This is a genomic window from Pseudoalteromonas sp. 2CM28B (genome assembly GCF_023161935.1).
Map to the genome: position 1 here is coordinate 453,738 of NZ_JALNTH010000002.1, position 14,158 is coordinate 467,895.

General features: G+C 38.9%; 12 protein-coding genes. 1 reads left to right on the plus strand and 11 read right to left on the minus strand.

What is annotated here, in order from left to right:
- Nucleotides 1-3: 3 nt before the first annotated feature.
- From tcdA to MTN96_RS04570, 7 genes are read right to left on the minus strand one after another with little or no spacing between them, the layout of a single operon-like run.
- Nucleotides 4-801 (minus strand): tRNA cyclic N6-threonylcarbamoyladenosine(37) synthase TcdA, encoded by a 798-nt coding sequence (tcdA, locus tag MTN96_RS04540; protein WP_069439505.1) that lies wholly within the window; start codon nucleotides 799-801, stop codon nucleotides 4-6.
- A complete protein-coding gene (locus MTN96_RS04545; protein ID WP_058154677.1) occupies nucleotides 802-1,482 on the minus strand; it encodes a TIGR01621 family pseudouridine synthase in 681 nt (226 codons plus the stop codon). It abuts the gene before it with no gap.
- Complete coding sequence (kdsB, locus tag MTN96_RS04550) at nucleotides 1,475-2,239, minus strand: 3-deoxy-manno-octulosonate cytidylyltransferase (RefSeq protein WP_069439506.1); 765 nt, start codon at nucleotides 2,237-2,239, stop codon at nucleotides 1,475-1,477. The genes MTN96_RS04545 and kdsB overlap by 8 nt, the downstream gene beginning before the upstream one ends.
- Nucleotides 2,227-2,424 carry a Trm112 family protein gene (locus MTN96_RS04555; protein ID WP_008112074.1) on the minus strand — a complete coding sequence of 66 codons (198 nt, stop codon included), beginning with the start codon at nucleotides 2,422-2,424 and terminating at the stop codon, nucleotides 2,227-2,229. The genes kdsB and MTN96_RS04555 overlap by 13 nt, the downstream gene beginning before the upstream one ends.
- Entirely contained in the window at nucleotides 2,414-3,394 is a 981-nt protein-coding gene (gene lpxK, locus MTN96_RS04560; RefSeq protein ID WP_069439507.1) for a tetraacyldisaccharide 4'-kinase, read from the minus strand. The genes MTN96_RS04555 and lpxK overlap by 11 nt, the downstream gene beginning before the upstream one ends.
- Nucleotides 3,391-5,136, minus strand: coding sequence for a lipid A export permease/ATP-binding protein MsbA (msbA, locus tag MTN96_RS04565; protein ID WP_069439508.1), 1,746 nt, complete (start codon nucleotides 5,134-5,136; stop codon nucleotides 3,391-3,393). Before msbA ends, lpxK begins: the two co-directional genes overlap by 4 nt.
- Before the next feature lie 60 nt (nucleotides 5,137-5,196).
- Complete coding sequence (locus MTN96_RS04570) at nucleotides 5,197-7,464, minus strand: DNA internalization-related competence protein ComEC/Rec2 (protein ID WP_069439509.1); 2,268 nt, start codon at nucleotides 7,462-7,464, stop codon at nucleotides 5,197-5,199.
- On the opposite strand from MTN96_RS04570, the gene MTN96_RS04575 reads away from it, so the two are divergent.
- Nucleotides 7,444-7,950, plus strand: a complete 507-nt coding sequence (locus MTN96_RS04575; protein ID WP_013465022.1) for a DUF2062 domain-containing protein — start codon at nucleotides 7,444-7,446, stop codon at nucleotides 7,948-7,950. The genes MTN96_RS04570 and MTN96_RS04575 overlap by 21 nt on opposite strands.
- A 97-nt stretch (nucleotides 7,951-8,047) precedes the next feature.
- Here MTN96_RS04575 and MTN96_RS04580 read toward each other — a convergent pair whose 3' ends face one another.
- Genes MTN96_RS04580 through rlmKL form a run of 4 tightly spaced genes read right to left on the minus strand, consistent with a single transcriptional unit; the run spans nucleotide 8,048 to nucleotide 14,077 of the window.
- The gene (locus MTN96_RS04580; protein ID WP_069439510.1) at nucleotides 8,048-9,787 is read right to left on the minus strand and encodes a DUF3466 family protein; all 1,740 of its coding nucleotides are present in this window, start codon (nucleotides 9,785-9,787) and stop codon (nucleotides 8,048-8,050) included.
- Between the two features lie 11 nt (nucleotides 9,788-9,798).
- Entirely contained in the window at nucleotides 9,799-11,712 is a 1,914-nt protein-coding gene (locus tag MTN96_RS04585) for an ABC transporter ATP-binding protein (protein ID WP_069439511.1), read from the minus strand.
- Nucleotides 11,713-11,727: 15 nt separating this feature from the next.
- Nucleotides 11,728-11,967: a glutaredoxin family protein gene (locus tag MTN96_RS04590; protein WP_016900376.1), complete on the minus strand. Its 240-nt coding sequence runs from the start codon at nucleotides 11,965-11,967 to the stop codon at nucleotides 11,728-11,730.
- Complete coding sequence (gene rlmKL / locus MTN96_RS04595) at nucleotides 11,960-14,077, minus strand: bifunctional 23S rRNA (guanine(2069)-N(7))-methyltransferase RlmK/23S rRNA (guanine(2445)-N(2))-methyltransferase RlmL (RefSeq protein ID WP_069439512.1); 2,118 nt, start codon at nucleotides 14,075-14,077, stop codon at nucleotides 11,960-11,962. The genes MTN96_RS04590 and rlmKL overlap by 8 nt, the downstream gene beginning before the upstream one ends.
- Nucleotides 14,078-14,158: the final 81 nt, after the last annotated feature.

Here is a 14,158-nt window from a genome sequence, read left to right on the forward strand (position 1 = left end):
TATCTAAGTATTTAGACGCACACGCTTGTCTAAGTATTTTTGAACCGCTTTAGCGGCAACAAAAAAACCAAAACTACCGGTGATCATCGTCACTGAGCCAAAGCCATTATTACAATCCATGTTCATACTGCCATCAGCATTTTGCTTCGCATGACACACACTGCCGTCACTACCTGGGTAAACAAGCTGTTCAGTGGAATATACACAGTCAATATTAAATTTACGTTTTGGGTTTGAACTAAAATTATATTGTTTACGCAAAATGTAACGCACTTTTGCAAGTAATGGATCTTGAGTGGTTTTTGCCACATCGCCAAAGGTAATTTGACTCGGATCGGTTTGACCACCTGCACCGCCAGTTGTAATTATAGGCATTTTATTACGTTTACAGTGAGCTATTAACGCCGCTTTTTCTTTAACCGCATCAATACAATCTATTACATAATCAAAACCTTGAATATGTTCTTGAATATTATCAAGGCTAATAAAGTCATCAATCACATTCACCACACACTCAGGGTTGATAAGCTTGCAGCGAGTTTTCATCGCATCAACTTTAGCTTCCCCTATTGTGCCTGTTAAGGCATGAATTTGACGATTTACATTAGTTGCACAAATATCATCTAAATCAATTAAGGTGATTTTACCTACGCCGGTACGCGCTAGTGCTTCAGCAGTCCAACTGCCTACACCACCAATACCCACAACACAAAAATGTGCTTGCTGTAACCACTCAAATTGCTGTTGACCATACAGTCGTTTAATACCACCAAAGCGGATATCAGTTACTTGTTCACTCATTTACCAATCCAGTTTCCACGGCGTTTGCCAAGAATTAAAATCTTGATGTTTTATCAATTGCGCATACTCTTCACCAGATTCTGGCAACAGGGTATGTTGTATTTTTTGCCCTTTCCATAAAAAATCCAGCGCAAATGCATGTAAATAGGTACGCTCTGCAGGGCTGCCTGCATAACTCGCATCACCCATTATGGGGGCACCCAAACTCTTTAAAGCAACTCTGAGCTGATGGGTTTTACCCGAATAGGGTTTTAATAGGTAAGCTCTAAAACCACTTTTAAAACTAAATGAATAAAACCGCGTAATTGCGGGATTTATTTGCGAGTTTAATAGTTTAAAAGTACCCCGACGTGACTTCGCCATGTCTCCTTTAACCCAACCTTGCTTTTTTTTAGGCTTAGAATCACTTACAGCTAAATAAAATTTATTAATAGTATGCTCAGTAAACATCTGGGTAAACTTTGCCGCAGCGTCTTTATGCCGCGCTAATATGATCAGCCCTGAAGTCACTTTGTCTAGACGGTGAACCGCAAACAATTTTTCGTTTAGTTGTTGCTCAGCAAGAAACACAAAACCAGGGCTTTCTTCTGAATGAAAATTAAGCCCTGCAGGTTTAGTTATAATATAAAAATCATCGTGCGTGTATTGCACCTTTAACACAGGCGTATCTGCTTTATTCACGCGCTTTACTTTGAATATGCGCAACGACTTTAGCTAAATCCTCTGGTGTATCAACCCCAGCATGAGGGGTCACCACCGCTTGCTCTATTTTAATCGCATAGCCATGGTAAAGCACCCTTAGCTGCTCTAGTGATTCTAAAACTTCTAATGGTGATACCGATAATTGAATATATTGCTTTATAAAGCCAGCGCGATACGCGTAAATACCCACATGGCGTTGAAAAGGCGCTAAATTAAGTGGTTGCTGCTCTGCCATCATGGCGCTTCTATCAAATGGAATGCTGGCTCTTGAAAAATATAAGGCATTTTTATTGATATCGCTGACCACTTTAACCGCATTAGGGTTAAACACCTCTTCACGCTCTTCAATGGCAACACTGAGGGTTGCCATTGGCGCGGTTGATTGCGCTAATAATGTTGCTACTTGTGACACGTTATCAGGGGATAATAACGGTTCATCGCCCTGCACATTAACCACGATAGTATCATCTGATAAATCAAGTAAATCAACGACTTCTGCTAACCGTTCAGTCCCTGATTGATGATCTTCTCGAGTCATCAATACATCATTGGTAAAGTGTTTAGCCGCATCAAATACTTTTTGATGATCGGTGGCTATAACCACTTTACTCGCTCCCGACAAACACGCTTTTTCATAGACATGTTGGATCATTGGCTTGCCACAAATATCAGCAAGTGGTTTACCTGGCAAACGAGTAGAAGCGTAACGTGCAGGAATAACTACTACGAATTCCACTTTTCTACCTCTTCAAGAGACAATTCTCGGGCTTCATTTTCAAGTAATACCGGAATATCATCGCGTACCGGGTAAGCAAGCTTTGCAGCTGTACTGATCAGCTCTTGGTTTTCTTTATCAAAGCGCAACTTACCTTTACACACGGGGCAAGCAATAATTTCGAGTAACTTCGTATCAAAGGCCATGATGGATCCCTTTTTCTTTTAATAGTAAATTTAATGTGTTTATTACCGCCGCTGTTGGTTGAGCATCAACAGGCAGGTAATACCAATTAGGCTTTGCAAAATCACGGCATTTAACCGCATCTTTTTCTGTCATTAATACACAGTCATCGCCAAACTGAGCGAAATCATCAGCGCTATAAGCATAATGATCGCGAAAATGATGTGTAGACAGTAATTTAATACCTTGTGCTTGCAGTGAAGCCTCAAAACGACCTGGGTTACCAATAGCACTCACCGCATGCGCAGCCTTTAAAGGCGTCGCTATATCCGTGTTATCGGCAACGCGTTTAATAACCGATGGCTGCAAGCGATAACTAAACTCATCCTCAGAGCCATTTTCAATTACTAGGTCTACGCTCTTTAATCGAGAGACGGTTTCGCGCAGTGGCCCTGCGGGCATTAGCAAACCATTACCAAATTTTCTTTCGCTATCAACAATACAACATTCTATGCTGCGTGCCATTTTGTAATGCTGCATGCCATCATCAGAAATGATCACATCAAGCTTAAAGTTTGCGTTGAGCTTTTCTATATTGTGTTGCCTATTAGGGCCAACCACTAATGGGCACTGTAAACGGTTAAATAAAAGCACCGGCTCATCACCAGCCTCTAAAGTAGTCGTATTAGCAGTCACTAATAATGGGTAATGAGCTGCTTGCCCGCCGTAACCGCGACTAATTAAACCAACAGATAAGCCTTTAGCAGTTAAATAATCATAAAGCCACAACACAAACGGCGTTTTACCATTGCCGCCAACGCTTATATTGCCAACTACAATAACCGGTGTTTTGCTGATAAACGATTTAAAAATGCCGAACTTATAGCAATATCTACGCAGCAAAGAAATACAGCCAAAAATAGCGGACAGTGGTAATAGCAATAACGTAATTAAGCTAAAAGGTTTATACCAGCTTTGCTCTATTTTACTCACCCTTGCTCACCAAACTGCATTTTGCATAAAGCAGAATAAGTGCCATCGTTAGCAAGTAAGTCTGTATGGGTACCACTTTCAATAACTTGACCACTGTCTATTACATAAATGCGGTCACTATTTTCTATAGTCGATAACCTATGCGCAATTACAATAGACGTTTTGTCTTTCATTAATGTATCGAGGGCATGTTGAATAAGTTTTTCTGATTCAGTATCGAGCGCCGAGGTCGCTTCATCTAAAATTAAAATTGGTGCATCTTTTAATATTGCGCGAGCAATCGCGATACGTTGACGTTGACCACCTGAAAGCATCACCCCATTTTCACCAACCATAGTGTTAAGTTGCTCCGGTAAATCTTTAACAAACTCCCACACATGAGCTTGTTTAGCCACAGTATGAAGCTCTTCCATCGATATATCGCGTTGGAGGCCATAACAAATATTATTTGCAATCGTGTCATTAAAAAGCACTACTTGCTGCGATACTAAAGCAAATTGACGACGTAAATCGGTGAGCTTATATTCATTTAAAGCAATACCATCCAGTAATATTTCACTGGGCGTTTCTAAATCATAATAGCGAGGTAATAAGTTTGATATGGTGGATTTACCCGAGCCTGAGCGGCCAACAAGCGCAATGCTCTCGCCCGCTTTAATAGTCATAGACAAATTATTTAATACCGGCTCGTCTTTGGTTGGGTATTTAAAGGTGACATTTTTTACCTCAATATGGCCTTTAACTTTATCAACCGATAAGGTGCCCGTGTCTTTTTCTATTTCCTCATCTAGCACTAAAAATACACTCTGCGCAGCTGAAATACCGCGTTGTAAATCACTGTTCACATTGGCAAGCTGTTTTAACGGGCGTAGTAACATCATCATCGAAGAAATGAGCACTACAAAATCCCCAGAGCTAATACTGTCTATCATTGAGGGCATAGACACCACCCATAAAATAACGGCCATTGCGCTGGCTGCTAAAATTTGAATGATAGAGACACTTAACGCCTTAGTCGCATCCATTTTGATACGTTGCTGGCGATTATGATTATTAATTTTAGAAAATTGATCGATTTCTTGAGTTTGACCACCAAAGCCATGGATCACTTTGTGACCACTGAGCATTTGCTCTGAGCTGCGGGTAACTTGCCCCATCGCAGACTGAATATTTTTAGATATATGACGAAAACGTTTAGATACCACCGCCACTATAATAGCCACTAATGGAATAATAACTAAAAAGATTAACGATAATTGCCAGCTGGTATAAAACATAACTGCAAGTAAAAACACCACAAAAGCGCCTTCACGAACTACAATAAGCAGTGCTTTGGTAATCGCTTGCTGTACTTGCTCTGTATCAAAGGTAATTTTTGAAATAAGGTCGCCACTCGAGTTTTTATCATGAAACGATACTGGCAAATGTAATATATGCTCAAATAGTTCTTGGCGAAGCGCACGCACTACCTGCGAACCAACATAGCTTAAACAGTACGATGACATAAAATTAAATACGCCACGCCCAATCACCAACGCAATAACCACAAATGGCGCATAAGTAAGTACCTGACTATTACGCTCATTTAAACCTTCATCGATAAACGGCTTCATCAGTTGGATGAATAATGCATCCATACCTGAATAACCTATCATTCCAATAATTGCGACGATAGCAACCGACTTATAGGCACCAACGTAAGAAACAAGCCGTTTATAAATTTGTGTAGTACTTTGATCCATAACACTCTCTAAAACCACTGACAGCCTCTATTGTATCCTTAGCAACAGCAAAACAAAACGTCAATCTTTGATAAACCAATAACTTTCCTGCGCCCTCGCTGTAGTAAGCTCAAGGTGCTTAGCATAAAAATCAACCCTAACTTGTCCTACATCACCGGTGCTATATTGTTTGGCGTTTATTTTATTGTAACGCTCAACTACCGCTTTACTTGGAAATTGCCACTGACCTTGATAGGCACTTGAATGAATCACAATCGTTGGGTTTACTGCCTTAATAAACTCGTCACTCGAGGAGCTGTCACTGCCGTGATGTGGGCTTATCAAAACGGTACTTTGTAAATCATCTTTCTTTTTAATTAATTGTGACTCTCGCGTTTTTGATATGTCACCGCTAAGTAGCACACTATAGTTTGCCGCTGAGATTTTAACGATACAGGAATTATCATTACTATTATTAAATTCCTCTTTAGCAAAGGTTTGAATACTCAACCCATTAAAATCGAGTGTTGTTGCTACACAGTCGTTATATACACCATTTGGATGAAAATAATCAAAACTCCATGCATAACCGGCCGCTTTAAAATGCGCAACACCTCCGGCATGATCGTTATCTTGATGACTAACAATCGCGGTACTTACCGTTAAATTATGGGCGTCAATATAGGGTAGCAATACACTAGGCACACGACTAAAGCGATTAAAGTAACTCGGGCCAAAATCATAAATAAACGCATGTTTGTCTTTTTTTATCAACACCATTAGGCCATGGCCTACATCAAATACGTTCAACTGCCAAAGGCTAGATTGCGTAAAATAATAATTAGACAGTAAAGTCAAAAGCGGAATACACGCCAGTACGCGAAGCTTAATAAAGTAAAGTAAAGGAACGACACTATAAAGCAGCACCACAGTGGTTATACTTACCTGACCAACATTAAGCCAACGTATGTGCTGCGGTATTGCCAGCAACATTTGATAAATATAGGTCAGTGGAAAATCATATAACACAATAAACGCATGCCAGTCGGTTAATAACCCTAGCAACACACTTAAAAATAAAGCAGGCATTAATACAAAAGATAAAATGGGAATAGCGACAAGATTTAAAACTAAACCTGCTAAACTCACGCCATTAAAAAAATATAATGACAGCGGTAATAAGCCAATAAATAATCCCAGTTGAATAACAAAAAGAGTGCGAATATTGGCTAACAATGAATGACCTAGCAGCGGAAACTGTTTTAAAACCATAAAAATAATACATACCGCTAAAAAAGAAAAATAAAGGCCAGGATTAAGCAAACTAAATGGATTAACTGCTAGAATAATAACCAACGCATATAAAATACTTCGCCATCTAAGCGCTTTCTTCGCTAAATAATAAAGCAACAAATAACAACCCAACATAATTAAGGCGCGGGTTGCCGAAATAATAAAATCACTCAAGTAAACATAAATAAAAGCGGCAACAAAGCCAGCAGCGCTATAAAAAATAGCGATATTTAATGATTGATTTAGTTCAGGCTTAATCAACTTAAGAAAACAGCGCACTGCAAAATAACAAAAGCCAAAAACCAAAGAGATATGCAATCCAGAAATAGCCAGTAAATGACTTAACCCAAGACTTTGCATTAATTGTTTATGCTCAAAGGTCATTAACGACTTGTCTCCGGTTAAGAGCACGTAATATAGCCAATTAAGTTCAGCACTACTTACGAGCTTTTTGACATAAGTCCTATAAGCCGCGATATGATTATTTTGTTGGCGGTTGTAAATCGCTAACTGCTTATTTAATACTGTGCCTTTAAACGCTATTTTTTGTGTAAAGGCATAGAGTTGACTGTCGAACACAGTAAAATTTTTAATCCCCCTAAAATTTTTTAACCTAACTTGAGCAGTAAAAGCATCACCTGGCTGAATAGGTTGTGTTGAATTAATACTTAATAAGGCTTTAGGTGCTCTAAACTGACTATATTCGCTATCTTCCAAACGGGTTATTTTTACTTTTACGTATTGTGGAGGTGTTGAAGAAATAACCTCTTCGACAACAGCATTGACTGAATAAGCATATTTTTCGTGCTGATCAGGTAATTCAAATGAATAAAACAAGATAAAATGTGCTGCTACACAGCAAATACCGCAAATAAAGCCTAACAATACAGTTAAAAACGGCTTAAAATACGTGCTCACAATGAGGATTGAAATTGTGATAACTGTAAATTCAAGGGTTTGGTAATAAAATACGGTAACAACAACTCCGATAACAAACCCAATACTCATCCACACAGAAGTAAATGGTTGCTTTAAATGGCTAAAAAAACGATCCAACGGTTTTTACCCGATCCAAATAAAATTAGACATCACAAATCGCTAAGAATATTTGGCCGTCTTTTACATGATGCTAACCTTTGGCATTTAAATAGACGTTCGGCACGAGGTGCTTTTGCTGTTGGGCTCTTTTTTGCTTTCATCCCTGTTCCTTTTCAAATGGTGCTAGCGGCTGCCGCAGCGATAATTTTGAGAGTTAATTTACCCATTTCTGTTGCGCTAGTATGGATCACTAATCCACTGACTATGCCGCCAATTTTTTACGGCTCCTACCTTGTTGGTACATTAGTACTTAATCAACCTGAACAACACTTTGCGTTCGAAGCCAGTTGGGCATGGTTTATAGAAAGCTTAACGACAATTGGCCCTGCATTCTTAGTCGGTTCTTTGGTATGCGCCTCTATCGCCAGTGTTATTGGCTACTTTGGAATAGATCTAATTTGGCGCCGCTCTGTAAGGCGGGCATGGGGAATGAGAAATAATTAGCCTCTCTTCCCTTAAATGCTTACATTACTATAGACAAAAAAAACCCAACTTAACAAGTTGGGTTTTTTAGTCCTTCTTTTTAACGATTTAAGCTCATTTAAAATCTAAATACACGTCTTAAACCAACAAGTGGTAGTAATAATAAACCAAACCAAGAAAAACTCGCTGAACTGCGTTCGTAAAATTCAGCATCTGGGGCTTTACAATTCTCAACTTCACCATTAGGGATAGGCGAAAGTTTTACCGCAACGGCTACACTTTCATATTCAATATTACCATTTACATCGGTAACAACTCCGCCCAATGAATTTCGTTTTTCAACTGTTTTAGTCGCAACACCAAATACTTCGTTGTTTTCATTAATCGATTTAGCTTCTACCATTTTATAGCTGAAACTGCTTTCACCATCACTGTCATAACAAGGCAGCAATTTATTCAGATTAGTGATCTTGTCATCACCAATTTTATAAATGAAGGCCTCTGAACGACGAGTGTTCTCAGATTCACCAATTTCACCTTCACCAACAATGTAGCCTTGATTATTAATGTCATTTGCATATGAGCTTGAGCTTATAAAGTAACCTTTAGGAAACACGGTCGTGTTTGTATTTATATTATGGTAAAAAAGTTTGTTTCTTAGCGTGCCTTCTATTCGCTTAGTCGCATAACCTACAACAATATCGTTATCGTTGATAGCAAATGCTTTACCACTTTGCCAGTCATCTCTTTGTTCAATAAAATCAATTACTTCACCATCTTTAAAGTAAACTGGCATCGTTAAAATTGTGGAATCTCTATCAAAATAACGGGTATTAGAAAAACCGGCCGCAACGCCATTTTTATTAACCGCTAATGCATTACTAATAAAAGGGTTACTGTCTTCATCTTCTTTTGGTGTCAGCGCTAAACCTAACAATTCTGTTGAGGTTACATTATAGGCACTATCTAATGTCCACTTAACTGCTGTTTTATTAAATAAACCACGTGTGTTACGACTATTAATTGATTCAATACACGTCATGAGTGGTTCATCAAGACCATCACAATTATCAGCAATTAAGGTTTGTCTCTCTGTAGGGATACTCACTGATACATTACCAACAACAACGTAACCCGTGTCAGTGGTAACAATATCAGACGCTTTACTCGTCCCACCATACTCAGTGAACTCTGGAACAAGCGGCACATCGACACCGCCTTCAGAAATTAAAATACCACGTTCTATAAACTCTCGGGTAAACCAAGTTTCTTCTTCAGTTTCACCATCTGGTGTAAAAGTGATTTTATCAAACGGTGCACTGCCCCAACCTACTGTCGTACCATCCTGTGCAACAGCATTATAAAAATTGCTGGTCGATCGCGTTAACCCATTATAATCAACCGAAGCCACATCAAACAAAGATTGCTCTGTAATTACACCACTGTTGTAATTTGTAGCAACAATTGAGCTAATTTTTTGATATTCAAAGTTAGCAGATAAGTTTGATAAAAAACGAACCATAAAAGTATGCGCATCAGCATTGGTATAAATAGCGTCGTTGTTTTCGATGTCATCAAGTGTAAACGTAATTTCTTTGTCACTTAGTTCAAATGAATTTACTTCATTAGTATAAGCGTTCTTAATTAAACTATCGGTAAAATCAATATAACTAATATCAATTGGGATATTGTATAAGCCATTAGCAAGCCCAATGACATGTCCGTTTTCACTCACATCGGTAACATAAGTATGTTTTGCGTTTTCAAAGTTACCTAACTCCGTTAACGCATAGGTAGCACTTAATGCCGATGTACTCAGTGTTGCTAAAACACTGGCCGCGAGTAATTTATATTTCATTTTATTCCTTACTACTGATTCTTTAATTCTTCAAGTTCTTCCCAACGCTCAAAAGCGGCTTCAAGGTCAGACTCGAGTTGGGCTAAATGGTTCAATTCCTTAGCTGTTACATCACTGTCTTGCTTGAAAAAGTCTTCGTGACTTACTCGTTCTTGTTGTTTTTCAAGCTCAGCTTCAAGTTGTTCCATTTTATTAGGTAGTTGCTCTAGTTCAAGTTTTAATTTGTAAGAGAGTTTATTTGCTTTGTTATTGTTTTTAACGGGTGCAGGCTCTGGTTTTTCAACCTTTTTAACTGGCTGCTGTTGCTGCTGCTTTTGCTGCTCTGCTAAATAGTTGGTATAAGCTTCATAATCGCTGTAACCGCCAACGATATCTGTTACCTTACCATTACCTTCAAAGGCCCATACACTTGAGCAAGTATTATCAATAAACTCACGGTCATGGCTAACTATCAGCACAGTACCTTGGTATTGATTGATAATATCTTCTAGTAACTCTAACGTTTCTATATCTAAGTCATTGGTAGGCTCATCAAGAACCAATATATTTGATGGCTTTAAAAATAACTTAGCCAGAAGTAATCTATTTTTTTCACCACCTGAGAGCGCTTTTACGGGGGTACGAGCACGTGCTGGCGGAAACAAAAAGTCTTGTAAATAACCTAATACATGACGAGAACGTCCACCCATCATCACTTCTTGCTTACCCTCAGCTACGTTGTCCTGAACGGTCGCTTCTTCATCAAGCTTTTCACGATACTGATCAAAATAAGCAAACTCTAAATTAACACCTTGCTTTATTTCGCCACTGTCTGCTTTTAAATCACCAAATAGAAGCTTTAATAAGGTCGTTTTACCAATGCCGTTAGGGCCGACTAATCCAATACGATCACCACGCATAACCAAAGTAGAGAAGTCATCAGCAATGATTTTATCTTTAAATGCATGGTTTAAGTGTTTTGCTTCAAACACTAATTTACCTGAACGATCAGCCGTTTCAATATTGAAATCGGTTTTGCCTACTTGATCAACGCGTTTTTTACGCTCATTACGTAATTGTTTAAGCTCACGAACTCGCCCTTCGTTACGCGTACGGCGCGCTTTAACACCTTGGCGGATCCACGCTTCTTCTTCTGCTAAACGCTTATCGAACAATGCATTTTGCGTTTCTTCCACTTTTAAATCATGCGCTTTTTGTTCTAAGTAAGTGGCATAATCACCTGGATAAGAAATTAGTTTACCGCGATCTAAATCTAAAATACGTGTTGCAACGGCGCGAATAAAAGCACGGTCATGCGATATAAATACAATCCCGCCTTTAAACTCTTTTAAAAATTGCTCTAACCACATTACACTTGTCATATCTAAGTGGTTGGTAGGCTCATCGAGTAATAATAAATCAGGCTCGCTCACTAGCGCACGCGCAAGTGCAACTTTACGTAACCAACCACCAGAAAGTGATTCTAGTTTTGCATCGGGGGTTAATTCTAGTTGGGTTAAAACCAGTTGAATACGACTATCAAAACGCCAGCCATCAGCTGCTTCTAACTTATTTGATAAGCGCTCTAATTTATTGAGTAACTGATCAGTACAATCTGATTGCAATTGTGTACTTACATGATGAAAATCAATCAGTAAGTTAGCAATTTCAGGCATACCTTGGGCAACATAATCAAATACAGTGCCGCTTGCGCCTTTAGGCGGATCTTGTTCTAAACGCGATATTTTTAAACTACCGACTTGGTTTATTTCGCCGTCATCGAGTATTACTTGGCCATCTAAGACTTTTAGAAGCGTTGATTTTCCTGCACCGTTACGCCCTACAATACACACACGTTCACCGCTTTCTATAACCGCATCGGCATTATCTAATAATGGGTGCGTACCGTAGGCTAATTGTGCTTTTGAAATTCTAATTAAATCCATAATTAATCTTTACTCTTATTCTGCTTGCGCTAAAAACTGCTGCGCCTGAGGTGCAGTAAACGGCCAAAACAATTGCTGGCCTTGTTGATTTTTTAAAACCGGAATACTGATTTGATACTCTAAAATTAAGGAGTCATCGCTCATAATATCAATAAGTTGTAATTCATCAGCTGATGAAAGTAACGGTTTTAACAGTTGCTCTGCTTGCTCACACAAGTGGCAACCGTCCGTGTGATATAAAACCCACTTAGCCATGTTTAATTAACCAGCTATTATGAATTTTTTTATTACGTTTAAAATCGGGAGATAAGGTTTTTTCTGAAATATTTTCCGCTTTTAAGCCTAAGCCCATTAACCCTACTTCGTCCATCACAAAGCCGCGTTTATTGTTAGAAAATATAAGCGTACCCGATGGGCTCAATATTTTTTTTACCCAAGTTAACAGCTTAATGTGATCATTTTGTACATCAAACGCATCTTTCATTCGCTTAGAGTTAGAGAATGTTGGAGGGTCTAAAAAGATCAAGTCGTATTGGCCTTGTGCATGCTCTAGCCATTTTAAACAGTCGGCTTGCTCAAACCGATAACGCGTATTGCTAATATCGTTAAGTGCAAAGTTATCTTGCCCCCATTTTAGGTAGGTTTTAGATAAATCAACGGTAGTAATTGCTTTTGCACCGCCTAATGCAGCATGAACCGACGCTGTTCCTGTGTAGGCAAACAGATTTAAAAAACGCTTATCTTTTGCATTTTCTTGAATGTAACGGCGCGCAAGACGGTGATCTAAAAATAGTCCAGTGTCTAAGTAATCAAATAAGTTAACTTTAAACTTAGCACCAAACTCCTCTACCACCATGGTTCTGTTTTGCTTAGCCATCAGGGTATATTGTTCTTCACCTTTTTGCTTTTTACGTACTTTTACCGCAATGTTTTCAGGTGCAATATCCAGTTGTTGCGCTGTTAAGCTAATAACATCTTGCAAGCGTTTCTCTGAGGTTTTTTCATCAATTTCTTTTGGTGCTGCGTATTCAAAAATAACCGCTGAATCTCCATAAATATCAACCGCAACGTTATATTCAGGAATATCTGCATCATACACGCGATAGGCATGTACTTGATTTTGCTTAAGCCAATTTTTTAAGCCTTGCTTATTCTTTTTCAAGCGATTAGCAAAGGCCATTGAACCTTCAAAGTTTAAAGCCGGTTTGTCATCCGTGGTAAGACTCACTTGCTTGTCATCAAGTTGATACAAGTTTAATTCAACATCAAGTGGGCCATTTTTAAATTTATAACGTTTTTGCTTCACCAATTTAAGCAGTTTAAACAAGCTTTCATCCATGCCTAATAAAGCTAGTTTCCAGTGGTTGAAGTGTTTTTTAAAGCCAACACCTAAACTGCGATGTAAGTTAACCAGCTCAGCCATAGAGCCAATTCGCTCACCGTAAGGTAAATTAGAAATAACAACACCCGGCAATTTAGCAACCGCAGTCAATTTAGTTGCATCGCTTTGTTTAAACTTAATTACCGTATCAAGTTCTGCGCGCTGCGCATTTGCAATGGCTTTATCAAGGACATTTGCATCGTGATCATGGCCAATCAACCACAATTTAGGGTCGGTAATATTTGCTAAAAGCTGCTCTTTAAGTTCTTTGAATTTTGCCACTCTAAAGCTAGGTAAACGCTCAAACGCAAATCCTTCACGAAATAGACCTGGCGCTTCATTACGCGCCATTCCAGCGGCTTCAATTAAAATAGTACCCGCACCACAACAGGGATCAAATAAAGGCTGATTAACATTTTCAAGCCAGCCACTACGCTTAATAATTGCTGCAGCTAAATGTTCTTTAATTGGTGCTTTACCTTGACCTTGACGGTAACCACGCTCTGATAAACGCGGGCCAGAGTAATCAATATAAAGTGAAACACCATGGCGATTTAAACGTGCAACCACTCGTACATTCGCATCTTGCTTATCAACATTTGGGCGCTGTTCATACAGATCATTAAAATAATCAACAATCGCATCCTTAATCACTAAGCCTGAAAACTGTGTATTTTTAAGCGAGTCGTTTGTGCCATTAAAGTCAACTGCAAAGGTTTGCGTAGGCCCAAACCACTCTTGCCAAGGTTGTAAGCGTGCAAATTTATACAAGCTGTCTTTGTCATTTACGCCTTCTTTTTCTTCAATAAGCATAAGTACACGCGTAGCAAAGCGTGTTGATAAACACACCTTTTGCGCTAGTAATGAGTCAGCCTCAAAGCGAACAGAACCCACAGTTTGTTTTGACACCGTAGCGCCAAGCTCTGTAAGTTCATCAACCAATAAATTTTCGATTCCGATAGAAGTAAGTGCGATAAATTGCAAAGTAAAAACCCTTAATAGCTAATTGCACAGGATTATAACATAGGTTCGCGTACAAATACGCCATAAACACGGTGGGAAAAC